28 protein-coding genes are annotated in these 22852 nt (G+C 39.1%); 8 read left to right on the forward strand and 20 right to left on the reverse strand.

The window, feature by feature from the left end:
• Window positions 1–29 precede the first annotated feature (29 nt).
• The 10 genes from M3189_RS16640 to M3189_RS16685 all read right to left on the reverse strand — a co-directional run bounded on the left by M3189_RS16640 (window position 30) and on the right by M3189_RS16685 (window position 9293).
• The gene (locus M3189_RS16640) at window positions 30–1199 is read right to left on the reverse strand and encodes a D-alanyl-D-alanine carboxypeptidase family protein (RefSeq protein WP_251635427.1); all 1170 of its coding nucleotides are present in this window, start codon (window positions 1197–1199) and stop codon (window positions 30–32) included.
• Window positions 1200–1324: 125 nt separating this feature from the next.
• The gene (locus M3189_RS16645) at window positions 1325–2629 is read right to left on the reverse strand and encodes a pyrimidine-nucleoside phosphorylase (RefSeq protein ID WP_251635429.1); all 1305 of its coding nucleotides are present in this window, start codon (window positions 2627–2629) and stop codon (window positions 1325–1327) included.
• Window positions 2630–2664: 35 nt separating this feature from the next.
• Window positions 2665–3486 carry a purine-nucleoside phosphorylase gene (locus M3189_RS16650; RefSeq protein WP_251635430.1) on the reverse strand — a complete coding sequence of 274 codons (822 nt, stop codon included), beginning with the start codon at window positions 3484–3486 and terminating at the stop codon, window positions 2665–2667.
• 12 nt (window positions 3487–3498) lie between these two features.
• The gene (gene deoB / locus M3189_RS16655) at window positions 3499–4683 is read right to left on the reverse strand and encodes a phosphopentomutase (protein ID WP_251635432.1); all 1185 of its coding nucleotides are present in this window, start codon (window positions 4681–4683) and stop codon (window positions 3499–3501) included.
• A gap of 210 nt (window positions 4684–4893) precedes the next feature.
• Window positions 4894–5787: a site-specific tyrosine recombinase XerD gene (xerD, locus tag M3189_RS16660; protein WP_251635434.1), complete on the reverse strand. Its 894-nt coding sequence runs from the start codon at window positions 5785–5787 to the stop codon at window positions 4894–4896.
• Between the two features lie 6 nt (window positions 5788–5793).
• A complete protein-coding gene (locus tag M3189_RS16665) occupies window positions 5794–6021 on the reverse strand; it encodes a YqzK family protein (RefSeq protein WP_251635436.1) in 228 nt (75 codons plus the stop codon).
• Between the two features lie 151 nt (window positions 6022–6172).
• The gene (locus M3189_RS16670; protein WP_251635438.1) at window positions 6173–6637 is read right to left on the reverse strand and encodes a Fur family transcriptional regulator; all 465 of its coding nucleotides are present in this window, start codon (window positions 6635–6637) and stop codon (window positions 6173–6175) included.
• Between the two features lie 110 nt (window positions 6638–6747).
• The gene (gene spoIIM, locus M3189_RS16675; protein ID WP_251635440.1) at window positions 6748–7392 is read right to left on the reverse strand and encodes a stage II sporulation protein M; all 645 of its coding nucleotides are present in this window, start codon (window positions 7390–7392) and stop codon (window positions 6748–6750) included.
• A gap of 183 nt (window positions 7393–7575) precedes the next feature.
• The gene (locus M3189_RS16680) at window positions 7576–8742 is read right to left on the reverse strand and encodes an endonuclease Q family protein (RefSeq protein WP_251635442.1); all 1167 of its coding nucleotides are present in this window, start codon (window positions 8740–8742) and stop codon (window positions 7576–7578) included.
• The gene (locus tag M3189_RS16685) at window positions 8739–9293 is read right to left on the reverse strand and encodes an NUDIX hydrolase (protein ID WP_251635444.1); all 555 of its coding nucleotides are present in this window, start codon (window positions 9291–9293) and stop codon (window positions 8739–8741) included. The genes M3189_RS16680 and M3189_RS16685 overlap by 4 nt, the downstream gene beginning before the upstream one ends.
• Before the next feature lie 74 nt (window positions 9294–9367).
• Here M3189_RS16685 and mciZ point away from each other — a divergent pair, with 74 nt between their 5' ends.
• Together mciZ and M3189_RS16695 are read left to right on the forward strand one after the other, a co-directional pair.
• Window positions 9368–9499 carry a Z-ring formation inhibitor MciZ gene (gene mciZ / locus M3189_RS16690; protein WP_251635446.1) on the forward strand — a complete coding sequence of 44 codons (132 nt, stop codon included), beginning with the start codon at window positions 9368–9370 and terminating at the stop codon, window positions 9497–9499.
• A gap of 64 nt (window positions 9500–9563) precedes the next feature.
• Window positions 9564–10475, forward strand: coding sequence for an aldo/keto reductase (locus M3189_RS16695; RefSeq protein ID WP_251635448.1), 912 nt, complete (start codon window positions 9564–9566; stop codon window positions 10473–10475).
• A gap of 22 nt (window positions 10476–10497) precedes the next feature.
• Here M3189_RS16695 and M3189_RS16700 read toward each other — a convergent pair whose 3' ends face one another.
• The 4 genes from M3189_RS16700 to M3189_RS16715 all read right to left on the reverse strand — a co-directional run bounded on the left by M3189_RS16700 (window position 10498) and on the right by M3189_RS16715 (window position 13433).
• On the reverse strand, window positions 10498–10752 hold the full coding sequence (locus tag M3189_RS16700) for a YqkE family protein (RefSeq protein WP_251635450.1): 255 nt from the start codon (window positions 10750–10752) through the stop codon (window positions 10498–10500).
• Between the two features lie 95 nt (window positions 10753–10847).
• Window positions 10848–11504, reverse strand: coding sequence for a 3-oxoacid CoA-transferase subunit B (locus M3189_RS16705; RefSeq protein ID WP_251635451.1), 657 nt, complete (start codon window positions 11502–11504; stop codon window positions 10848–10850).
• Between the two features lie 23 nt (window positions 11505–11527).
• Window positions 11528–12217, reverse strand: coding sequence for a CoA transferase subunit A (locus M3189_RS16710; RefSeq protein ID WP_251635453.1), 690 nt, complete (start codon window positions 12215–12217; stop codon window positions 11528–11530).
• Between the two features lie 28 nt (window positions 12218–12245).
• Window positions 12246–13433: an acetyl-CoA C-acetyltransferase gene (locus M3189_RS16715; protein ID WP_251635455.1), complete on the reverse strand. Its 1188-nt coding sequence runs from the start codon at window positions 13431–13433 to the stop codon at window positions 12246–12248.
• 218 nt (window positions 13434–13651) lie between these two features.
• Between M3189_RS16715 and M3189_RS16720 the strand changes: the two genes are divergently transcribed.
• Window positions 13652–13792, forward strand: coding sequence for a hypothetical protein (locus tag M3189_RS16720; RefSeq protein ID WP_251635457.1), 141 nt, complete (start codon window positions 13652–13654; stop codon window positions 13790–13792).
• A gap of 106 nt (window positions 13793–13898) precedes the next feature.
• A complete protein-coding gene (locus tag M3189_RS16725; protein WP_251635459.1) occupies window positions 13899–14810 on the forward strand; it encodes an alpha/beta hydrolase in 912 nt (303 codons plus the stop codon).
• A 342-nt stretch (window positions 14811–15152) separates the two neighbouring features.
• Here M3189_RS16725 and M3189_RS16730 read toward each other — a convergent pair whose 3' ends face one another.
• Window positions 15153–15485, reverse strand: coding sequence for an iron-sulfur cluster biosynthesis family protein (locus M3189_RS16730; protein WP_251635462.1), 333 nt, complete (start codon window positions 15483–15485; stop codon window positions 15153–15155).
• A 133-nt stretch (window positions 15486–15618) separates the two neighbouring features.
• Between M3189_RS16730 and M3189_RS16735 the strand changes: the two genes are divergently transcribed.
• Window positions 15619–15825, forward strand: coding sequence for a CDGSH iron-sulfur domain-containing protein (locus tag M3189_RS16735; protein WP_251635464.1), 207 nt, complete (start codon window positions 15619–15621; stop codon window positions 15823–15825).
• Window positions 15826–15886: 61 nt separating this feature from the next.
• Here M3189_RS16735 and M3189_RS16740 read toward each other — a convergent pair whose 3' ends face one another.
• Both M3189_RS16740 and M3189_RS16745 read right to left on the reverse strand, forming a co-directional pair.
• Window positions 15887–16381, reverse strand: a complete 495-nt coding sequence (locus tag M3189_RS16740; RefSeq protein ID WP_251635465.1) for a DinB family protein — start codon at window positions 16379–16381, stop codon at window positions 15887–15889.
• A gap of 32 nt (window positions 16382–16413) precedes the next feature.
• Complete coding sequence (locus M3189_RS16745; protein WP_251635468.1) at window positions 16414–17607, reverse strand: FAD-dependent monooxygenase; 1194 nt, start codon at window positions 17605–17607, stop codon at window positions 16414–16416.
• 216 nt (window positions 17608–17823) lie between these two features.
• Here M3189_RS16745 and M3189_RS16750 point away from each other — a divergent pair, with 216 nt between their 5' ends.
• Both M3189_RS16750 and M3189_RS16755 read left to right on the forward strand, forming a co-directional pair.
• Window positions 17824–18774 (forward strand): fumarylacetoacetate hydrolase family protein, encoded by a 951-nt coding sequence (locus M3189_RS16750; RefSeq protein WP_251635469.1) that lies wholly within the window; start codon window positions 17824–17826, stop codon window positions 18772–18774.
• Window positions 18775–18853: 79 nt separating this feature from the next.
• A complete protein-coding gene (locus tag M3189_RS16755) occupies window positions 18854–19978 on the forward strand; it encodes a cupin domain-containing protein (RefSeq protein WP_251635471.1) in 1125 nt (374 codons plus the stop codon).
• A gap of 52 nt (window positions 19979–20030) precedes the next feature.
• On the opposite strand, the gene M3189_RS16760 is transcribed toward M3189_RS16755, so the two are convergent.
• On the reverse strand, window positions 20031–20366 hold the full coding sequence (locus M3189_RS16760) for a YolD-like family protein (RefSeq protein ID WP_251635473.1): 336 nt from the start codon (window positions 20364–20366) through the stop codon (window positions 20031–20033).
• Window positions 20367–20390: 24 nt separating this feature from the next.
• Window positions 20391–21650 carry a DinB/UmuC family translesion DNA polymerase gene (locus tag M3189_RS16765; protein ID WP_251635475.1) on the reverse strand — a complete coding sequence of 420 codons (1260 nt, stop codon included), beginning with the start codon at window positions 21648–21650 and terminating at the stop codon, window positions 20391–20393.
• A 164-nt stretch (window positions 21651–21814) separates the two neighbouring features.
• Between M3189_RS16765 and M3189_RS16770 the strand changes: the two genes are divergently transcribed.
• Window positions 21815–22009, forward strand: a complete 195-nt coding sequence (locus tag M3189_RS16770) for a YqzH family protein (protein WP_285889699.1) — start codon at window positions 21815–21817, stop codon at window positions 22007–22009.
• Window positions 22010–22050: 41 nt separating this feature from the next.
• Here the strand turns inward: M3189_RS16770 and M3189_RS16775 are convergent, their stop codons facing one another.
• Window positions 22051–22848, reverse strand: a complete 798-nt coding sequence (locus M3189_RS16775) for an SDR family NAD(P)-dependent oxidoreductase (protein WP_251635478.1) — start codon at window positions 22846–22848, stop codon at window positions 22051–22053.
• Between the last annotated feature and the right edge of the window lie 4 nt (window positions 22849–22852).

Here is a 22852-nt window from a genome sequence, read left to right on the forward strand (position 1 = left end):
AAAAGTTGATATTCGACAAAATGATGTTGCTACTTACCTGCTTTTGTGAACATTCCGAATGAACGTTTATACAGCGTCCACCAAGTTGCTTCTTTTACTTCGTTCTTCGCAACTAACTCACTTTCAAGGACTACTTTTCCTTCTTTCACAAATTGAATGGTTCCAACCTTATCTCCTTTTTTAATTGGAGCGTTTAGGTTTTTATCAAGTGTGACTTTTCGTTTAACATCTTCTGTCTTTTCACCTTTTTTGGTAAGTAATGAAAGAGGTTCGCTTGTTACTGCCTCTACTTTCTTGTCTTTCCCTTTGTTAACATGAGCATTGCCAATCACTTCATTACGCTTGAACATTGGGTGTGTTTGGTATTGAGCGAACGCATAATTAAGCATCTTTGTCACTTGGGCATTTCTTTCTTTTGAAGTCGGTGCACCAAATACAACTGCAATGACACGCATGCCATCCTTTTGTGCGGTTGCTGTTAAACAATACTTTGCTTCAGCAGTGAATCCTGTTTTTAATCCATCTACCCCTGGGTAAAAGCGGACTAATTTATTGGTGTTAACAAGCCAGAATTTTTTATCTGTATCCTCACGTAGGTATGCTTCATACATTCCAGTAAACTTTGTTATGTCTTCATATTTTAATAGCTCTTTAGCCATAACCGCCATATCGTGTGCGGAACTATAATGACCGCTACCAGGAAGACCTGTAGTATTTTTAAAAGTAGTATTCTTTAAACCAAGTTCCTTTACTTTGTTATTCATCATGTCAACAAATGCTTCTTCCGATCCTGCAATTTTCTCAGCCATGGCTACGGATGCGTCATTTCCAGAGCCAATCGCAATACCTTGGAGCATTTGCTTCACCGTCATTTCTTCCCCAGGCTCAAGGAAGATTTGAGACCCCCCCATTGAAGCAGCATATTCACTGGTACGGACACTTTCATCCCATTTGAGTTTTCCTTGATCAATTGCTTCCATAATAAGAAGCATGGTCATAATTTTTGTCATGCTTGCAGGCGGGAGCTCCTCATTACTATTTTTCTCATATAGAATTTGACCAGTATCACGCTCAATTAAAATCGCGGATCTTACATTATCTGTTATATCCGTATTCGGTTTTTCTTCTGCTGATGCAGATGGAATCCATAGACTTGTAAGTAACAAGGCTATTACCAGTAAAGAAATATATCGTTTCATTCGCATAACCCTCCATTCTTTATATAGATTCCATTTTTTCCAAATCCAACAACTTTATACAATATTTTCCTGACAATAAAATAAAAAAAGTCCAGGATCTTTTCCTGGACTTTCACTTATAGATTCTATTCTGTTATTTCTTCATGAATTAGAATTGGTGCTTCTACTTTTTCAGAAGAAACGATGATATTTTCATAAAGCATTGCTTTTACTTCACTTACATCTTCAAAATTACTATAAATCGTTACTAAAGAATCACCTTTTTTCACTTGATCGCCGATTTTCTTTCTTAAAACAAGTCCTACAGCTAAATCAATGACAGACTCTTTGGTCGCTCTTCCTGCTCCTAATTTCATCGCAGCCGTTCCTACTTCATCCGCAACAATTTCAGAAACATAACCATCTTCTTTCGCTTCTAGCTCGAATGTAAATTGAGCTTGAGGCATCTTTGAAGGATCATCAACAATCGATGCGTCTCCACCTTGTGAGCTTAGGAAGACCTTAAACTTTTCAAGTGCCGAGCCATCTTTAATGACACCTTCTAGCATTGTGCGTGCTTCGGCTAAGGAACCTGCCTTTTCTGCTAAGTAAACCATGTGACTGCCAAGTGTTAAACAAAGCTCAGTTAAGTCCTCTGGCCCTTCACCCTTTAGGGTATCAATCGCTTCCTTCACTTCAAGTGCATTTCCGATTGCAAACCCAAGCGGTTGACTCATGTCAGAAATAACTGCCATCGTTCGTCTACCAACATTGTTTCCGATACCTACCATTGCTTTCGCCAGTTCTCTTGAGTCTTCAATTGTTTTCATGAAAGCACCAGCGCCCGTTTTTACATCTAGAACAATGGCATCAGCACCCGCTGCGATTTTTTTGCTCATGATGGAGCCTGCAATTAATGGGATACTATTTACGGTTGCTGTTACATCTCTTAACGCATACAACTTTTTATCAGCAGGTGTTAAGTTCCCACTTTGCCCAATGACTGCTATCTTGTTTTTATTAACTAACTCAATGAATTCCTCGTTCTCGATTTCAACATGGAAACCTTTTACTGCTTCTAATTTGTCAATCGTACCGCCGGTGTGTCCTAAACCGCGACCTGACATTTTTGCAACCGGAACATCTAGTGCTGCTACGAGAGGGCCAAGTACTAGTGTTGTTGTATCCCCTACCCCACCAGTTGAATGCTTATCTACTTTAATTCCTTCGATTTGTGATAAATCAATTTGATCGCCAGATTCAACCATTGCCATCGTTAAATCCGCTCTTTCTTTTTCTGTCATCCCTTGAAAAAAGATTGCCATGGTTAGGGCACTAACCTGATAATCTGGTATGGAACCATCTGTGTAACCATTGATAATATACTTTATTTCTTGTGTAGTTAGTTCCTGGCCATCTCTTTTTTTCTCAATTAAATCAACCATTCTCATTATTAATCACCACTTCTTTTAAGATAATTTCAATTTCACTTTGCTATGCTTTTAACAATCTCTTTTATATATAATAGAAAGTTTGCCTTCACTCTTTCCGTTGTTTCCATTACTTCATCATGTGTTAATGGCTGATCTAGTATGCCAGCTGCCATATTAGAAATGCAGGAAATACCTAGTACCTTCATGCCGCTATGACGGGCAACAATAACCTCGGGTACCGTAGACATACCAACAGCATCCCCGCCAAGTGTTCTTACCATTCTAACTTCTGCAGGAGTTTCATAAACTGGTCCTGGATTTCCGAAGTATACGCCTTCTTTTACATTTAAGTTAATCTGTGAAGCAATCTCTTTCGCTATAGCCCTTAATTCTTTTGAGTAAGCCTCTGACATATCAGGGAAACGAGCACCTAGCTTTGAATCATTCGGTCCGATTAATGGATTGGTACCCATAAAATTAATATGATCGGTAATAATCATTAAATCTCCTGCTTCAAAGCTTTCATTTACCCCGCCTGCGGCATTTGTCACAATTAGCATCCCTACACCAAGTTCCTTCATAACACGAACTGGGAAGGTTACTTTATCCATTCCATAGCCCTCATAGAAATGGAAACGTCCTTGCATCGCTACTACTTCCACTCCATTTAATATGCCAAAAACTAGCTGTCCCGCATGACCTTCCACCGTTGAAACAGGAAAATCTGGGATTTCATTATATGGTATTTTGACAGGGTTCTCAATTTCATCCGCTAAAACCCCAAGTCCGGATCCTAAGATAAGACCAACCTTTGGTGTGTTTGAATACTTTTCTTTTAAAAATCCTACGGCATTTTGAATTTTCTCTACGTTCATGTTCATTCCCCTTTAATTTAGTTCTTGTAAGAAGCTTTTTCCGAAATTAGGCATTTTCACTTTAAAGTTTTCTGCAACTGTTGCCCCAATATCAGCAAATGTTTCGCGAATAGGAAGCTCTTTGCCTTCTGCCATCTTTCTTGAATAAACAATTAATGGTACATATTCACGTGTATGATCCGTTCCTGGTGCTACTGGATCATTTCCGTGATCTGCTGTAATGATTAATAAATCATCCTCTTTTAATTTGGCAAACACTTCTGATAAGCGAGCATCATATTCTTCAAGAGCTTTTCCATAGCCTTCTGGATCGCGGCGATGTCCAAATAGTGCATCAAAATCAACTAAGTTTAAGAAGCTCATACCAGTAAAATCCATATCCAGTGTTTGCACTAGCTTATCCATACCATCCATATTAGAAATCGTTCTCAGAGACTGTGTAACCCCTTCACCATCATAGATATCAGAGATTTTTCCAATCGCAATGACATCTAATCCAGCGTCTTTCATCTCACTCATAACGGTTCTATCAAATGGTTTTAATGCATAGTCATGACGATTAGCAGTTCTCTTAAAGTTACCTGGTTCACCCAAGAATGGACGAGCAATCACACGGCCGACCATGTATTTTTCATCGAGGGTTAATTCGCGGGCGATTTTACATATTTTATATAGTTCTTCAATAGGAACAATTTCTTCATGTGCTGCAATTTGAAGGACAGAATCTGCAGAAGTATAGACGATCAATGCTCCTGTATTCATATGTTCTTCGCCAAGTTCATCGAGGATCTCTGTTCCGCTGGCAGGTTTATTGCCAATAATTTTTCTACCCGTACGTTCTTCTAGCTCCGAAAGAAGCTCATCTGGGAATCCATCTGGGAATACTCGGAAAGGTGTTTGGATATTCAACCCCATAATCTCCCAGTGACCAGTCATGGTGTCCTTTCCGTTCGATGCTTCCATCATTTTAGTATAGTACGCCAATGGTCTTTCAGCTTTTTCAATCCCCTTAATTTCACGAATATTACTTAAGCCTAATTTCCCCATATTTGGCATAGTTAGACCGTTCATTCTTTCAGCAATATGTCCAAGGGTATCTGCCCCTTTATCACCAAACTTTTCTGCATCTGGTGATTCACCGATTCCAACAGAGTCCATCACAATTAGAAATATTCGCTTATATGTATTTAATGCCATTCTAGTCTTCCTCCTTTTTCTAAAAAACTTTGACTATTAATAAAAATAGATTACCCTCATTAAAATAGGATTATTAACACTTTTTAAAATCAATTGTCAGAAGTCTGACCTCTATATTTTACTAAACTCTAGTAAAATTACAAGAAAAAGCTATCCATAAATATGGCAGCTTTTCGAATTTTTTTTATTTGTTATTAAATTAGTATCCTATTAAGCTCTAGGATGGAATTTACTATAGACATCCATTAACCTTGTTTTCGATAACTGCGTATAAATTTGCGTAGTAGATATATCAGCATGTCCAAGCATTTCTTGGACTGCCCTTAAATCTGCCCCATTTTGTAATAGATGTGTTGCAAATGAATGTCGAAGTGTGTGCGGCGTTAACTCATCCTTAATACCAGCTTCATTTGCTAGTTTTTTCAAAATCTTCCAAAACCCCTGACGCGATAGCCGCTTTCCATGATGGTTTAGGAATAATGAATCCTCCGTTCGATTCTCCAATAAAAAATTTGGTCTTCCATGCTCCAGATAACGTTTTAAGCTTTCCGCTGCCGGTCCTCCAACTGGAATAATTCGCTCTTTATTACTTTTTCCGATAACAGTAACGAAGCCCATTGTTAAATTAACATGTTCTACATCAATTTGAATAAGTTCACTGACACGGATACCAGTAGCATAAAGGATTTCTAGCATTGCCTTGTCCCTTAATGCAAAATGCCCTTGTCCGTATGCTATATCTAAAAGTCTTTCTACTTCCTCTAAACTTAAAATTTTAGGTATTGACCTTTCTGACTTAGGAATCTCGATAAGAATTGATGGGTCCTGATTGGCAGTATGATTTCGTAATAAAAATTGATGGAAAGCACGGATGGAAGCAACATGCCTAGCCAATGTCTTCGGAGATTTCCCTTGCTCCTTTAAAAAGTTTAGGAAATGGACTATATGAGCCTTCTGTACATGATTTAAAGTTTCAACTGCCTCTACGTTTTTTAAGTAGCGAAGATAGTTTTTCAAATCCCGTTCGTATGATAGCAGCGTATTCTTTGCCACCCTTTTTTCTACCAATAAAAACTGCATAAAATTTTTCAAATCTTCATCCATTGAATACTACTCCCCATTTAAGTAAAACAAAATCAGCCGATCCAGCCAGACAGGATTTTCATCCTTATTTATTGTGGAAACCTTTAAAGCAGAGCCTTCTGGTGAATCATAGCGGTGGTAATTTTGATACTCCTCATTTACCCACATAATACCATAATAAAAGAGTATCGTGCACCCGGTGAATATGATAAAAACCTTGATGGTTTGTAATACTACTTTAATAAAAGAGAACATTTACCTTCCCCCAAATAATCATCCTAGTAAAAGATATGCCAATTTGTCCACCTTTTATACCTATAGGCAGTATTCTGGCCAATAAATTTTATGAGGAATGGGAAAAAGAAATGAAAAAAAGCCCCTTTTAACTAAAAAGGACTTTTGTTTATTATTCGGCTTGTTCTTCTACTTTTCCTTTATCTAGGCACCGATAGCAAATGCCATGAAATGTGAGACGATGGTCTTTTATCTTAAAGTTCCATCTGCGTTCCACCACAGCCTCCACATCTTCAAGAAGATCTTCTTGAATTTCATCAACTGCTCCACATTCAATACAAACAAGATGATGATGAAAATGTGCTGCCCCTTCTTGGCGAAGGTCATAACGGGAAACTCCATCACCGAAGTTAATTTTATCTACAATTTTCAATTCAGTTAATAGCTCAAGTGTACGATAAACAGTAGCCAATCCAATTTCAGGCGACTTTTCTTTAACGAGGAGGTATACATCTTCTGCACTTAAATGATCCTCTTCATGTTCTAACAATACCCGAACGGTTGCTTCACGTTGAGGTGTTAGCTTATAACTTGACGAATGCAAATGCTTTTTTATTCTTTCAATTCTAGTTTCCATCCCGAAGTCCCTCCCTCGCCGCTGCTATTCTCATTATAACAGATGAGAAAGAGGTGTCAAAATAAAATTATTATAAACAACAAATTATATTTAGTATTAAATAGTAATAATTATAAATCAAGTGTTCCCATCATTGTTTTCATTAGCCATGGCGATACATAAGACTCTATCCCTGAAGCAGCAGAAATAAGAACTATCGCAACTATGAAGGTGAGAATATAGTTTTTAAAGAACGGTAAAATCGGTTGTCCATAAGTTTTAAAGAATTGTTTTTTAATCATTCTCAATGAGAATACCACCGATAAAGCAGCCATCAGAATGAAAACGGGAATGATAATCAGATTTTGTGGGAGAATGGATACAAATGCAAGTAAAAATCCCTTCAATCCCAATTGACTAACAAGAAATCCTACCGTAAAACCTACCACCAATCCTTTTATAAATAAAAGAATGAGAATGACCGGCAGCCCAATAATTGAAATTCCTAGTATCCAAATGAGCCCAATAAACTTGATGTTATGGAGAAAACTTTGAGCAAATAGTTCACTATTTTCTGCAACTTTCCCATTCAGAATTTGACCAAAAAATTGTGATAAATAATAAAATAAGTCTTCCTTTTGGGTGATGCTCATGCTATTCACAACAATTGCCCCAAAGATTACACCCATTAAAAATAATATGACAATAAATAAAAAAATTGAGGAATGCTCACGGAAATAACTAGCGGCATCGTTCTGGTACAATCGTTTCTTCATCTGCAGTCCCTCCTATTTCTCCTAATCAGTTATTACATTTTATGCCTTTCTAGTAGTTCTATGACGATAAATTAATAGATTTTCATTTTAAAAGAGAGAATAGCATGTCATCTCAGATATACTTCAATATAAAATCAAAAACCTGGCAGATAAGTGACTCTGCCAGGCTTTTAATAGAAATATCTATTTAGTCTGCAATTTTCCGTATTTTCCTCCGCCGCCTGCCGCTAAAGTAACTTTTCCTTCTCTCGCTTTCATGATTAGATCAGCAATCTTTGCTGGAACCACTTCGGTTAATGCCTGATAGGGAACTTCATGCAATATGGCCATTTCAGAACCAAAATGATTGACAAGTTTTTCGAGTAATTTTGGTCCTAATCCCGGAATAAAATCTAGCGGGACTTGATGGATATAGGGTGGACGCCCTTCTGGACTCTTATCAGCAGTTTTTAACTCAAGAATTCGGTCGGCTACACCTTTAATGATTTTTTTATTCCCACATTGAGTACAAATTTGGTCTTCCTCACTAGCCGGATGTAAACATTCTGCACAGACAGTTTTGTGATATTTACCAAGGAGTGGATCCAATCCGTAATTCGCAAGGATATGTCGTCCTTTCTCCTTCTTCAATGCCATTTCTAATTCTTTAAATGATGGTTCCTTCATCGATATCACCTGATATTCACGGGCAATTTTCGCTAAAGAGTGAGCATCTGAATTGGTCACAAAGGTATAGTTGTGTAATTCATTAATCTGATCGGCCATCATCGTATTTGAACTCAAACCAAGCTCAATTCCATCGATCATGTCTGGATCGAATACTTCTGTTAAAGATGATTTGACACCTTTCCCATATAGACTTTTAAAAGGTGTAAACACATGTGCTGGAATAAAGATTCCGCCTAATTCTTTAACTTTTTTTTGCAAATCTAGACCTGACGCGTAAATTCGCTGCGAACTCAATTGAACATTTTTCAAATGACCCGATAGCCAATTAGAAAACTCTCTCATTATCACGATAGTAGGAAAATAACAAAGTACATGAATCGGTCCATTGCATTGTTCATCATAGATTTCTAACTCGGAACCAAGGATTACCGTTAAGTCACCGAATGCTAAACCTCCATCTGGGTGTTCAACGACGTCTCCGCTCGAAACAAGGCTTTCCATTTCAAGGATTACTTCTGGTGAGTGGCTATCGATAATTCCAATCATATTTAGACCTTTTTCATGCCTTGCATGCTCAATGATATTCGTAAATGTTAACGATTTTGCGCCTGTTATTTTTACTGGCTTACCTGTCCAGGTTCTTCCGATGTGAATATGTAAGTCTACATAATAGCGATTCATCTTTTTACTAATGCCTCTTGCAGCTGTAAGTATTGAACGGCATAGGCCGTTTTAGCATCATAAATTTTTTGTTCTTTTATATATTGGATGGCTTCATCCAGTGTTAATTCCACAATGTTCACAAATTCATCTTCATCAAGTGCTGCACTATTTTCTTTCTTTGTTAATCCTTTGGCCACAAATAAATGAACAATCTCATCTGCAAATCCAGGTGATGTATAGAATGAGACAAGCAGCTCCAGACTTTCACATTCATACCCTGTTTCTTCTTCTAATTCCCGACGGGCACATAGAGCAGGTTCTTCATCTTTTTCTAACTTTCCTGCTGGTATTTCAACAATCGTCCGCTCAAGTGCTTTACGAAATTGTTCAACCATTACAATTTTTTTATCTTCGGTGATGGCCAATATAGCAACTGCACCTGGGTGTTTAATTATCTCCCTTTTTGACTGCTTTCCATTTGGAAGCTCAACATCTTGAAGGTGAAGGCTGATGACTTTACCTGAAAAAATTTCTTCGCTATGTATTGTCTTTTCAATAAGATTATTCAACTAGGTCAGCTCCTGTTCTATTTCAGTACTTGCTGCTCATACATTTTACCATACATTATTTGGAGGGGTATGGGATGAAGGTATACGTGCATGAGAAAGGAATAATTCTTGTAGGTAAGGGATGGGAAATTATCCAAAAGCTTAAAGAATACAATAAGGAATATTCCACCGTTGCCGAATGGGTTGATAAAGTCGCTCCAAAATGATTTCTTAATTTGTAGTCTTCCCCTGAATTTCGTAAAATTATAGAAAAGGACGGGGTGAAAATTTTTGAAAAAGAGAAAACTGGGAAACTCAGATTTATGGGTAACAGAGTTAAGTTTAGGCTGCATGTCAATTGGCACAGAGGAGAAAGCTGCAAGAGAGATTATCGAGACTGCATTAGATGAGGGAATCAATTATTTTGATACCGCAGATTTATATGATTTTGGTGAAAATGAAAAAATCGTTGGTACAGCTTTAAAGGAAGTCCGAGATAAGGTAGTTATTGCAACAAAAGTCGGAAACCGTTGGAAGTCCGATAAATCCGGCTGGTCTTGGGACCCATCCAAATCGTACATAAAAGAAGCAGTCAAACAAAGTTTAAAACGACTTGGCACCGATTATATTGACCTTTACCAGCTCCACGGTGGTACTATTGAGGACCCTGTTGATGATGTGATAGAGGCTTTTGAAGAATTAAAGGCGGAGGGCTTTATACACTATTATGGAATTTCATCGATTCGCCCAAATGTTATTCGAGAGTTTGTAAAGAAGTCTCATCTTGTTTCTGTTATGATGCAATATAGCATTTTAGACAGACGTCCAGAAGAAGAGGCATTACCTTTGCTGCATGAGCATGGAATTAGTGTAGTGACCCGAGGTCCGCTCGCAAAGGGCTTATTAAGTGATAAAATGTTGGAAAAAGTGTCTCACAAAGGATATCAAGACTATAGTGAACAAGAGTTGCTTGAGGTATTACCAACGCTAGCGGACAGGCTGGCATCGGATCGCTCCTTTACCGAAATAGCCCTACAATATAATTTGGCACATCCTGCTGTTGCTTCTGTCATTGCAGGAGCTAGCAGTCCGGAACAAGTTAGAATCAATGCTAAGTCAATTAGAAGCCAGCCCTTAACACAACAAGAAGTTACCATTATTAAAGAGATTTCAAAGGCTGGGAGGTATAAAGAACATCGGTAAAATAGGAGAGCCATTTGGCCTCCTATTTAAATTCCTTCCAGTTCATGCCGCTCTCGTTGAGTAAATCCTCGAAAGATTTATTTTTCTCTTTTAAACGGCGTTCTTCACGTTTCCGTTGCTCTTCTGCTTCTTTTTTCAGTTCCTCTGCTGCCTTGAGCTGGTCCTGCTGTTCCTTTAGCTGCTTGATTAATTCAGGATTAATCATATCTTTAAGCGTTACCGCTGCTTCTTCTTTTTTTGGTTTAGATTGATTTTTTTGTTTTGTTTTCTTTTTCATCCTAAACTCCCCCATAATCATCATTTCATACTTTATAATTATAGCATTTTTAATAGAAAAAGCAGGCTGTTAGGATAACAGCCTGCTGGATATTCTTAATAGGCTTCGAGGACCACGTTTTCGTCTACTGTTAATGAAGCTTCTGTTGAGTTTATAACATCCTCGACTGTATACCCTGAGGCTACCTCAACCAGTCTTAATCCTGATTGTGTTACATCCATTACTGCCCGCTCGGTGATAATTCGATGAACGACACCTTTTCCGGTTAACGGAAGTGTACATTCTTTTAATATTTTTGATTCACCGCGCTTGTTGACATGCTCCATAATGACAATAATTTTCTGAGCCCCATGGACAAGGTCCATGGCTCCACCCATCCCCTTAATCATTTTACCCGGAATCATCCAGTTAGCAAGGTCTCCTGTTTCAGAAACCTCCATACCTCCAAGAATGGCTATATTAATGTGTCCGCCACGAATCATTGCAAACGATTCAGCACTATCAAAATAGGAAGCACCACTAATGGCAGTTACCGTCTCTTTTCCAGCGTTTATTAAATCAGGGTCTACCTCTTCCTCAGTTGGATAAGGACCAATTCCAAGTAATCCATTCTCTGATTGCAGAACAACCTGCTTATTTCCGGATATAAAATTAGCTACCAGTGTCGGCATTCCAATTCCTAAGTTCACATAAAAACCGTCTTCGATTTCTTTTTCTGCCCTTATTGCTATTCTCTCTCTAACTGAGACCATTGGTACTTTCTCCTTCCGGCAATCTATTTTGTAACTGTCAATCTCTCGATTCTTTTTTCCTGCTTGCCTTCTATAATCATCTGAACGTAAACACTCGGCGTATGAATAAAGTTCGGATCGAGTTCTCCGATTTCACAGAGTGTTTCCACTTCAGCAATCGTTACTTTTCCGGCAGCGGCAATCATCGGATTAAAGTTTCTGGCTGTTTTGTGATAGACAAGATTCCCCATCTTGTCGCCCTTCCAAGCCCTAACAAGGCTAAAATCAGCAGTCAAAGCCTCTTCTAGCAGGTACTCTCTACCATTAAAAATCTTGGTTTCCTTGCCATCGGCAATTGGTGTTCCTACCCCAGCAGGAGTATAAAACGCTGGAATTCCCGCACCGCCAGCTCTTATTTTTTCCGCTAACGTGCCTTGTGGTGTCAGTTCTACTTCAAGCTCACCTGCTAAAACCTGTCTTTCAAACTCTTTATTTTCTCCCACATAGGAGCCTACCATTTTCTTAATCTGTTTATTTTTCAAAAGCGGCCCAAGACCCCAATCATCGATTCCACAGTTATTGGAAATGACCGTTAAATCCTTTACCCCTTTTTCTACCAACGCTAAGATTAGATTTTCAGGAATGCCGCACAAACCGAAACCGCCGACCATCAACGTAGCTCCATCTTGAATATCTGCGACTGCTTCCTGGAAGGATGTACTAATTTTCTTCATTGTGCTATTTTCTCCCCTCTTTTAAGGCTTACGCCAACTCAACGATCGTTGCTACCCCTTGACCGCCGCCAATACAAAGTGTTGCCAATCCCTTTTTGGCACTTCTTCTTTTCATTTCATGAATCAAAGTGACCAGTATTCTTGCTCCGCTTGCGCCGATTGGGTGACCAAGTGCAATAGCACCGCCATTAACATTTAAAATTTCTTTATTAAAATGAAGTTCACGGTCAACTGCCAGTGATTGGGCAGCAAATGCCTCATTTGCTTCGATTAACTCGAGCTCTTCCATAGAGATTGACGTTTTTTCCAGAACCTTTTTCACCGCTGGAACCGGGCCGATTCCCATAATGCTTGGATCAACACCAGCACTTGCATTTCCTTTAATTACTACTAATGGCTTAATCCCTAGTTCGTCAGCTTTCTTCCTGCTCATAACCACCAAAACGGCTGCGCCATCATTGATTCCGGATGCATTTCCAGCGGTTACACTGCCTTCTTTTTTGAAGGCTGGACGTAATCCTGCAAGTTTTTCAGCTGTGGTCCCCTTTTTCGGATACTCATCCGTATCAAAAACAATTGGATCCCCTTTGCGCTGTGGAATTACAACAGGAATAATTTCATCCTTAAATTTACCTGCTTCAATCGCATTGACAGCCTTCTCCTGACTTAGTGCTGAAAACTGGTCCTGCTCTTCCCTTGTAATTGAATATTTATCAGCTAAGTTTTCAGCTGTTAGTCCCATATGATATTTGTTAAAAACACATGTCAGTCCATCACTCGTCAAAGTATCAATTATTTTTTGATCACCCATTTTAAAACCTTCACGGGCATTTTTTATTAGGTAAGGAGCTTGGCTCATATTCTCCATTCCACCAGCGACAACAATCTCAGCATCTCCTGCTAGAATTGCCTGTGTTGCTAGGTGAACAGCTTTTAAACCCGAGCCGCAAACTTTATTTATTGTCATTGAGGAAACACTTTCAGGGATTCCTGCACCAATTGCAGCCTGTCTAGCTGGATTTTGACCAAGACCTGCTTGCAGTACGTTTCCTAAGATGACCTCGTCAACTTGGTCAGGTTTCAGACCAGCTTGTTCGAGTGCACCTTTAATAACTGTTGCTCCTAATTCTGGAGCTGATACATTTTTTAAACTTCCGTTAAAATTACCTAGTGCAGTACGAACAGCACTTACAATTACTACTTCTGTTTGGCTCATTTTTTACATCTCCTTTTATGTACTATTACCTTATACTAATTCGAGTCTGAGCACAGAAAATCCTCTTATTTTGTCAAAATTTCATTTATTCTTGTTTTTTTGAATCAACACCTCGATTGATGAAATCATTCATTTTCATCTAGTCGCTAAGATGAATAATCAAGCTGCCATATAAGCACCTTATTAAATGAAACCACTTCGAAGGGAGTCTTACGATTATGAGCCAAAAACGGGATAAGGGTAACAGCCAAAGAGGTAAGGATTACGCAGAATCAGCAGGTGGTGGAAAGCGAATGATTTCTGCCGAGGAAATAGAAAAAGCCATTCATCCTACAAAGAGACAAAATGCTGAACAATAATTGATATTTACGAGGCCGCTAAATGGAGTTAGCGGCTTTTCCTATGTTAAAATAAAAGCCAACGTTACCAAATTATTACTTTTAGAGACCTTTTGGAGGTGTACTTGTGAGAAAAGCTTTGCGAGTTCTTTTACTTTCATTCTTATTTACATTTTCTTTAGGTTTTTATTTCACAAATCGGCTAATGTATATGAAGAAAAAGGATGAGCAATTTATTGTACAGCGTGAAAAAGAGGCGGGAAGATTTAATCCAGAACATTTTGATTCACTTCCTAAACGTGAGGTTATCATTGATTCACCCTTCGGCTATCCGATTAAAGCTCTGCTGGTTGAGCCGCACGAGTCCAATCAGTACGTGATTATTTCCCATGGTGTGACAGAAACAAAGATTAACTCAATAAAATATATGAATCTTTTTTTAGAGCGAGGGTTTAATGCCGTCATTTACGACCATCGGCGTCACGGAGAGTCCGGTGGAAAAACAACCAGCTTTGGTCACTATGAAAAGTTCGATTTAAAGGCTGTTATTGATTGGATAAAGAAAGAGAGGGGACCGACTCTTACTCTCGGTATTCATGGTGAATCAATGGGAGCAGCTACGATGCTGTTGTATGCTGGAATGCTTGAGGATGGGGCTGATTTCTATATTGCCGACTGTCCATTCTCTGACTTAAAAGAGCAGCTTTCCTATCAGCTTAAAAAAGAATACAAGATGATTCCATCGCTGTTAATTCCGATTTCTGATTTTATTTTACGCTTTCGTGAAAAATATTCCATCCAGCACGTTTCACCTGTTTCCGTTATTGATCATATCAAAAATCCCATTTTATTCATTCACAGTGAAAACGATGATTTTATTCTTCCAGCCATGACGAGGGAATTATATGAAAAAAAACAGGGTCCAAAAATGCTATATCTCGCTACAAATGGTCGCCATGCTCAATCTTTTAACGAAAATCCAGATGATTATCGCAGAGTCATAGATAAATTTCTGTCAAAATACGTTGAGAATGCATAAACAACATATGACGTTCTTTAAAAAACAGACTGCCCAAGTTGGGCCAAGGGTTCCGTATTGAGGTGCTTTTCTTAGAATACGTACCGAAATGAAAGTGGTATTGGAATCGTTATTGGTATATAAAATAGTAAAATAGGCGGAGATTTTCCGGTTAGATGCAGAATGGAGCTCGTTTCGGGGTATATAAGGGGAGGTTTTCCGGTTATTCAAAGCAATAGCCCCCATTATCATATATTTCGAGTCCATAGGCGGAATCTCTCCGCCTATGGAAGCTAATTTCGAAGCTATTTACGATATAAGCGGAATTTTTCCGTCTATTTACCAGATCCTTTACCAAGTGTGTCAGTTTGCTTTTTCCGTCACAACAAAACTCATATAGCCGTTTAAGATTTGCTGCGGACTTTTTAGTTGAAAGGTGTTACTTGCATTTGAAAAATCAATCGTCATCTTTTCATCAAAGAAAACCGTTTTTGACTTTTCTATATAAACGTTTTGTTCGTTTGTCTCAATCGTGATATCGTCTGTATCTAGTTCCGGTACAAACCACAAGGCAATCACACCGTTTACCGCACATCCGCAATCTTCTGTATCGTATTTTAGCTTTATATAGCCTTCCCGGCCATTTATTCGCCCATTAAGTTTCTCAGCTGCTGCCGCTGTTATCATAATCTCCATGTTTAAATCTCCCCCTAGTTGACATACGCTGATTGTAACATAATTTTGTTACAGCTATTGTTTTTGCTCGCTTGTAATTTCCTACTATTCAATATATTCTAAAAAAGAGTACTTTTAAAAGGAGTGTCAGAAGATGTCGAAGGTTCAAATTAAAGTAAATGATAATGGTTCATTGCGGATTACTGGAGAGGTGGAATTGCTGGATGGAGCTGGAAATGTAATGGAAACAAAGCCTGCCTTTTCTCTTTGCCGTTGTGGGCTTTCCAACAATAAACCTTTTTGCGATGGTTCTCATAAAGGAAAATTTGACTCTCACGTGCGAGTTGTAAAAGAGGATTAATGCCAACAGAAAAGGACTTCCTTTGCAGGAGTCCTTTTTCGAAGTACTATATTTTTTCTACTTACTGAACTTTTTCTAAATGACGTACGAGTTGCCCATAATGACCCGATACATGCTTAACGATTAAATGGTCGACTAAAAAGGATAATGGTTTTCCGTCAAAGTTTGGATTATAACTTGGAGCTGTTCTTACTAAATCCTCTTCTTCCACTTTTTCAAGTGCTGCCTCTACTTTCGGGACTAAGCTTTGTAGAGCAGTTATCGCATCCTCTTTCTTAATGCGAGCTACAACGTTTTCATCTACTGCCGCTAATCGGCGTACATGTTCATGATTACGTCCCCATTTTGCTCCTGGAACCACTAGCAGCGCCCCCAGATCTTCAACCCAGAAATGTACAGCTTCTAAAATATGAGAAACAATTTGCATGGCGGACCATTCTGTTTCAGAAGGTTTCACATAAAGTGCACCCTCATCTGTATTTTCCAAAACCGCTGTAATATCATCTATACTCTTTTTAAATCCTTCTATTTTTTCATTCAGTACTGCTTGTGTCATCCGTTAACTTCCCCCTTCAATTTCATTTTAAATTAGCAATCTACACGTTGGTAATTTTTCTTGAAATAGCCATATAGGAAATCAACAACATTGTAATCACTTGGTTTGTGGTTTTCGAAAATAAAGTTGCGTAGTGCAAGGGCAGTTGGATCCTCTGCATGAATAATTTCACCCCACCTGCGTGCTGACCCTTGAACCATTGCAGAACGTGGAATTCGAATTTCTTGGTATGCTTTAAATGCTTCCTCGTAGGATTTATGTTCTCTTAATTTCTCACCTAATACAAACGCATCTTCGAGTGCTTGAACGCCACCTTGAGCTAAATATTGAAGCATGGCATGACCTGAATCTCCTAATAGCGTAATGTTGCCATTTGTCCAATTATCGATTGGTTCACGGTCATACATCTGCCAACGGAATTGACGGTTAATGTAAGTTAAGGCGTTTTCAACTTTTGGATGACAATTTTCAAAACGACGTGCCATTTCTTCTGGAGTTCCCCAGTCTTCTACAGTAGCATCGTATGATTTAAATACTACTACTTGGTTGTAAAGCTCACCGCGGCGAACTGGGTATTGCACCATGTGCAGGTTTGGTCCAATCCACATGATAACATCATCTAAGTCTAAGTTTGCAGTAGTAGCCACTTCTTCGATTGGAATCGTTCCACGGTAAGCTACATATGCAGAGTTTACTGGGTTATCATCAACTAGCTGCTTACGCATGTTTGATTTTACCCCATCCGCACCAATAACTGCTTCTGCACTAAACGTTTCACCATTTTGGTTAACAATTGTTACAGTATCACCATTTTGTTCGGCCGTTTGAATCATTTGGTTTGTAAAGAATTTGATATTACTGCTTTTTTGACATGCTTCATAAAGAACTCTGTGCAAGTCAGAGCGATGCAATACAATATAGGGCTGGCCGAATTCTTTTTGGAAACCTTCCCCTAAATCAAGAGTTGCTAATTCTTTTGCTGTATATACATCTTTTAATACCAGACGTTTTGGTACTACCGCATGCTTTAAGATTTCTTCCTTTACACCTAAACGGTCTAAAACTTCTAACGCATTTGGTGCTAACTGGATCCCTGCACCTACTTCACCAAATTCAGGTGCTTGCTCAAAAACTGCTACTGATTTACCTGTTTCTTGAATTGATAATGCTGCTGCTAAACCGCCAATTCCTCCGCCTACTATAATGATGTCGCTTACATTAGTCATTTGACATTTCCCCCTCAATCGAGTTATCATCTTCCACAAATAGAGAACATTGTTATCTGATAAGAAAACTTTATATCATTTTTCACTATTTCGTCAACAACAAAATTTGTTTTTTTCAGAAAACAAATAATATTGACAATTGTTTTGAATTCTTCTAATATTTTTTATAAATAGTGAACTAATTTCATAATTAGTGAAAAAACAAGGAGGATAATCATGAAACTTATTAATTATACTGTCGCTGGGCATACACGTGCAGGGGCAATCGTTGATAACAAAGTAATCGACGTAAACTATGCTTACCAAGCACAGTTAAAAGCAGATGGAAAATACCGATACGAGGCAATCGCAAAAGCATATGTACCAGAAAATACAGATGAGTTATACCAAGGTGGGAAAGAATCGCTGCACCTCGCACAAAATGCAATCGATTTCATACTCGCTAATCCTGAAAGCTTTGATAAAAAAGTGATTTACACTATCGAGGAAGTTAAGGTGGAAGCACCTGTCGTGCGTCCTGGCAAAATTATTTGTGTTGGACACAACTACCGTGAGCACATCTTAGAAATGGGCCGCGCGCTCCCAACTCACCCAGTTATTTTCGCAAAATTTGCTAACACCATTTTAGGGCCAGAGGATGATATTCCACACTATCCTATTTCTGATCAGCTTGACTATGAAGCAGAGTTTACCTTTGTTGTAGGCAAGCAAGCTCGCAATGTTTCTGAAGAAGATGCATTAGATTATGTAGCAGGCTACACCATTACAAATGACGTTACCTATCGTGACATTCAACGACGCACTCTTCAGTGGTTACAAGGAAAAACAGTAGACGGCAGTGCACCAATGGGACCCTATTTAGTAACTTCAGATGAATTACAAAATCCATCCGGCTTAGACGTTGTACTAAAAGTAAATGGTGAAGTGCGTCAAAAAACGAATACTGCTAATCTAGTATTCTCTGTTCAAAAATTAGTATCTTTCTTATCAAATCTAATGACGCTTGAGCCAGGAGATGTTGTATTAACAGGAACTCCTGGGGGTGTTGGGGTTGCGATGAATCCTCAGCAATTTTTAAAAGATGGGGACGTCGTTCGAATTGAGATTGACAAAATTGGTGCGCTTGAAAACAAAGTAAAGGCAACAGAGGTCTTAGCGACTGTTTAATTAGGATTTGCAAGGGGTCAAGCAGTATACGCTTTTCCCCTTTTCTCTATAAAATTAGAATTATAAAGGAGAATGTGAAATGGCTGAAGTAAATCCAGAAGTTCAAGAGTTTATGAAAAGCTCACTTGTAACCGATTACACAAAAGATATTCAACAATACAACTTAGGACCTCTTTGGGAAGCAATTCCTACCATTATGCATAAAACCCCGAAGCCTCAAGCTCAAGCTTATCTTTGGAGCGATGAATTAATTAAAAAGAAAATGGCTGAAGCAGCTCAAATCTTCACACCAGAACGTGGCGGTGAACGTCGTGCTATCTATTTCCAAAATCCTGGCTTAACTTATCGTGAACCTTGGGGATGGGGATCTACTACTCAAACGATCTATGCAGCTGTTCAAATGTTATTGCCCGGTGAAAAAGCGCCATCTCACCGACACTCACAAAGTGCATTACGCTTCATTTCTGAAGGTTCGGGTGCATACACAATCGTACAGGGTGAGCGTATTTTCATGGAGGAAGGTGACTTTTTAATTACTCCAAAGAATTTATGGCATGGGCACGCACATCTAGGTACAGAGCCTATGTATTGGATGGATGCCTTAGATATACCTACTATTTACGCAATCGGCGGTACGTTCTTTGAACCTTATGAAGATGGTTTACAACAGCCAGATATTCCAGATGATTTTTCAGAGAGACGTTATCGCGGCGGTATGGTTCGTCCTGTTGGTGATGATAAATTCACCGTTGCACCACTTGCTAATTATAAATGGGACCGTACGATAGAAGGAATTCAAGGGTTGATGGAATTCGATCCAGATCCACATCATGGATATGCTGTAGAGTATATTAACCCATCTACAGGTAAATCCGCTAACCCAACGCTCGGCACAAGAATGCAGCATTTACCACATGGTTTCAAAACAAAAGCATTACGCCATACACACTCAACTGTTTACCAGGTACACAAAGGTTCAGGTCATACAGTCATTAATGGAATGCGCTTCGATTGGAAAATAGGCGATTACTTCGTCGTTCCGAACTGGGCTTGGTATGAACACTCTGCATCAGAAGACTCTTACCTATTCTCAGTCAACGATTTACCAATTATGAACCGATTCGACCTAGAACAAGAGCAATCATTTGAAGAAAATAGCGGCCATCAAAAAATTACGGGTGAATTTAAAGCAGACTTCCGTTAATACACTATCCAAACAAGAGCGGATCCGATATGGAGCCGCTCTTTTGATAGGTTTACACATCCATTATCCTGATATCTGCAATCGCTTTAATCGGAATGCGGTGTACTTCTTCAAAGTGATCGACGATATGAAGCCTCCCTGTTATTTCGTCCCAATAATGAATTTTTCCAATGACGATTTCATAATTTCTATTTCGATAATGAGTAATGGTTATGCATTGGTCGAATTCGATTGCTTCAGACAAGGTAGCATTCATGAGTTCGAGCTGCTGCTCATCCATTTCTTTCTGCTCTTCGTACTGATCTTCCTTTACCCAATCCCTAAGCAATTTAATATGTTCAGGAAGCATCATTGACACCCATTTGATTCTTCCGCGGTCGCGAATCATCACATTTCTCCTCCTTACTTCTTACTATCTCTTATGTCCTCCAACAAGTGTAGCTCGGTGCTTTGCCGTTCCGGCAGCGGTATAAGAAACTGCACGTAGCAGGGAACCTGAGCCAAATCGTCTGCGGACAGAATCCACCACATAGCCAAGCTCCCGCCGCTTATATGCACCCATGTCAAAAAGATCAAGTTGAAACTCGCGGTCATCCACGATATTTCCGATACTAATGGCAATTTGCCTTACTGTCTTTCCTGTGTAATGTTCGTGGAATAATTCGAGACAGACACGGTAGAGATCCATTGTTACATTTGTCGGCTGCTTGATTGTTCTTGAGCGATGAAAGCCGCCGCCGAGTTCGTCTTGACTATAGCCAATGCTCAGGCTGACCGTCCTCCCGGCTTTGCGGCGAGATCTTGCTCTTCGGGCTACTTCTTCACACATTTCTAAAATCACATGCTTTATTTCTTCTTCCTCTTTATAATCTCTTAAAAGAATTTGACTTTTTCCAAAGCTGATTTGCCCCTCGATTAGAGGGGATCCCAAGTCTGAAAGGTCTACTCCCCAGGCATGATGATAAAGCTGATTGCCCATGATTCCGAACTTCTTTTCGAGTGCTTCTAAATCATATCGGGCCAGCTGTCCCACCGTGAAAATGCCCATCCCATTTAATGTTTTTTCAACACGCCTGCCGATTCCCCACATTTCTCTTAGCGGCGAAACCTTCCAAAGCTTGTTCTGGACATCCTCATACTTCCATTCGGCAATTCCATGCTTCTTTGCTTCAAGATCAAGGCAAAGCTTCGACAGTAACATATTAGGACCAATTCCAACCGCACAGGGAAGTTGGAATTCACGTTCAATATCATCCTTTATTTTGGCTGCAACCGTAAAGGCGTCCCCCCACAAATGCAGTACACCATCCACTTTGATAAAACTTTCATCAACGCTATACGTATGGATGGCTTCCTTTGGTACATAACGATTAAATAAACGGGTAATTTCAGTAGAAATACGTAAATAAGTTGCCATTTTCGGTTCGACTATTTGAATTCGCGGATCATCGGGAATCTCAAATAACCTAGAACCTGTTTTAATTCCAAATTCTTTCTTCATACGAGGGGAAGCAGCAAGTACAACACTTCCATTCCGCTCTTTGTTACCGGCCACAGCTAAATAGCAAGTCAAGGGATTAAGGCCAAGCATGACAGCGGAACAGCTTGCATAAAAGCTCTTCATGTCTACACATAAAATTTGATTGTGCGGTAACGTGCTGTAATCAACCATGACTTTTCCTCCATACTTAAATATCGAACATTCGTTCCTTATATTATATACACATCTTAAACGAATATACGTTCGTATTCAATGGGAATTTTTTGACATGTTTCTTGGATATGGTTATTTTTCTGCAGGTAAAAACGGTATAATGGTGTGTGAGGTGCACGTAAATGGAGAAAAAATTTATAATCAAGATGATAAAAAATTGCTTTAAACAATATTATTCCGAAGTGGAATCACTGCCGATGAACAGTGAAGATTTAGAGGAGCTTGTAGATCGAATCATTCAAATAAAGGTTGAACAGCCTGCTGTCGATTTATACGAAGCTGTGAATGATACAGTGTACGAATTTTTAACAGGGTGAACAATTTACGCAAAAAAACAAAAAAAACCGCTGTTGCGGTTTTACTTTTTGTTAAACGCCTTTTTACCAATTTTTTCGAAAAGTCTTGGGAAGAGAACATAAACAACGCTGCCCATGTTCATCCAGCGCGGCAGATTGATTTCTCTTGTTTTCGTTAACATGCTGTCAACAACTTTCCCTGCAACATATTCAGGCTGCAGCATAAACTTTTGAACATTTTTAACATACGTACCTTTTTCATCGGCAATGTTAAAAAAGTTTGTTGCAATCGGTCCTGGATTCACTGATGTGACCAGAACATTGTAATCACTAAGCTCCATTCTAAGCGAATTGGTATAGCCAAGAACGGCATGCTTAGTAGCCGAATAAACACTTGATTTTGGCGTAGCGATTTTCCCCGCTTGAGAGGCAATATTAATAATATGGCCGAAACGGCGTTCGCGCATTTTTGGAAGCACCATACTTGTACAGGCCATAAGCCCGACAACATTGACTTCAAACATCCCTTTAATTTCATCCATCGTAGCTTCATGAGCCTCACGGAAAACACCGAAACCTGCATTGTTCACCAGAATATCAATATAATCAATTTTCGCAATAATTTCGCTGAAAACTTCCCTCACTTTGTCGGTATCAGAAACATCTACCTGATAGATATCCACCCTTACTTGGTGCTTTTGCTGCAATTCCGTTTGCAGCTGCTTTAACTTTTCTATGCTTCTTGCAAGTAAGATAAGGTTGGCACCACTTGCTCCACAAAGCTTAGCAATTTCAGCACCTATCCCCCCGGATGCACCGGTAATAACAATATTTTTACCCTTAAGTTGTTCTCTAGCCATACTC

It is taken from the genome of Neobacillus niacini, from assembly GCF_023715415.1.
In the GTDB taxonomy this organism is placed as follows: Bacteria; Bacillota; Bacilli; order Bacillales; family Cytobacillaceae; genus Neobacillus; species Neobacillus niacini_C.

Bases quoted from the DNA above. Each gene is read 5' to 3' on its own strand.
- M3189_RS16775 (WP_251635478.1), bottom strand. From the start codon at position 22,848: ATGGCTAGAGAACAACTTAAGGGTAAAAATATTGTTATTACCGGTGCA.
- mciZ (WP_251635446.1), top strand. From the start codon at position 9,368: ATGAAGGTATACGTGCATGAGAAAGGAATAATTCTTGTAGGTAAGGGA.
- M3189_RS16705 (WP_251635451.1), bottom strand. From the start codon at position 11,504: ATGGTCTCAGTTAGAGAGAGAATAGCAATAAGGGCAGAAAAAGAAATC.
- M3189_RS16755 (WP_251635471.1), top strand. From the start codon at position 18,854: ATGGCTGAAGTAAATCCAGAAGTTCAAGAGTTTATGAAAAGCTCACTT.
- M3189_RS16670 (WP_251635438.1), bottom strand. From the start codon at position 6,637: ATGGAAACTAGAATTGAAAGAATAAAAAAGCATTTGCATTCGTCAAGT.
- M3189_RS16740 (WP_251635465.1), bottom strand. From the start codon at position 16,381: ATGACACAAGCAGTACTGAATGAAAAAATAGAAGGATTTAAAAAGAGT.
- M3189_RS16640 (WP_251635427.1), bottom strand. From the start codon at position 1,199: ATGAAACGATATATTTCTTTACTGGTAATAGCCTTGTTACTTACAAGT.
- deoB (WP_251635432.1), bottom strand. From the start codon at position 4,683: ATGGCATTAAATACATATAAGCGAATATTTCTAATTGTGATGGACTCT.
- M3189_RS16650 (WP_251635430.1), bottom strand. From the start codon at position 3,486: ATGAACGTAGAGAAAATTCAAAATGCCGTAGGATTTTTAAAAGAAAAG.
- xerD (WP_251635434.1), bottom strand. From the start codon at position 5,787: ATGGATGAAGATTTGAAAAATTTTATGCAGTTTTTATTGGTAGAAAAA.
- M3189_RS16720 (WP_251635457.1), top strand. From the start codon at position 13,652: ATGAGCCAAAAACGGGATAAGGGTAACAGCCAAAGAGGTAAGGATTAC.
- M3189_RS16645 (WP_251635429.1), bottom strand. From the start codon at position 2,629: ATGAGAATGGTTGATTTAATTGAGAAAAAAAGAGATGGCCAGGAACTA.
- M3189_RS16765 (WP_251635475.1), bottom strand. From the start codon at position 21,650: ATGGTTGATTACAGCACGTTACCGCACAATCAAATTTTATGTGTAGAC.
- M3189_RS16745 (WP_251635468.1), bottom strand. From the start codon at position 17,607: ATGACTAATGTAAGCGACATCATTATAGTAGGCGGAGGAATTGGCGGT.
- M3189_RS16735 (WP_251635464.1), top strand. From the start codon at position 15,619: ATGTCGAAGGTTCAAATTAAAGTAAATGATAATGGTTCATTGCGGATT.
- M3189_RS16710 (WP_251635453.1), bottom strand. From the start codon at position 12,217: ATGAAGAAAATTAGTACATCCTTCCAGGAAGCAGTCGCAGATATTCAA.
- M3189_RS16730 (WP_251635462.1), bottom strand. From the start codon at position 15,485: ATGGAGATTATGATAACAGCGGCAGCAGCTGAGAAACTTAATGGGCGA.
- M3189_RS16700 (WP_251635450.1), bottom strand. From the start codon at position 10,752: ATGAAAAAGAAAACAAAACAAAAAAATCAATCTAAACCAAAAAAAGAA.
- M3189_RS16770 (WP_285889699.1), top strand. From the start codon at position 21,815: ATGGAGAAAAAATTTATAATCAAGATGATAAAAAATTGCTTTAAACAA.
- M3189_RS16665 (WP_251635436.1), bottom strand. From the start codon at position 6,021: ATGTTCTCTTTTATTAAAGTAGTATTACAAACCATCAAGGTTTTTATC.
- M3189_RS16680 (WP_251635442.1), bottom strand. From the start codon at position 8,742: ATGAATCGCTATTATGTAGACTTACATATTCACATCGGAAGAACCTGG.
- M3189_RS16715 (WP_251635455.1), bottom strand. From the start codon at position 13,433: ATGAGCCAAACAGAAGTAGTAATTGTAAGTGCTGTTCGTACTGCACTA.
- M3189_RS16760 (WP_251635473.1), bottom strand. From the start codon at position 20,366: ATGATTCGCGACCGCGGAAGAATCAAATGGGTGTCAATGATGCTTCCT.
- spoIIM (WP_251635440.1), bottom strand. From the start codon at position 7,392: ATGAAGAAACGATTGTACCAGAACGATGCCGCTAGTTATTTCCGTGAG.
- M3189_RS16750 (WP_251635469.1), top strand. From the start codon at position 17,824: ATGAAACTTATTAATTATACTGTCGCTGGGCATACACGTGCAGGGGCA.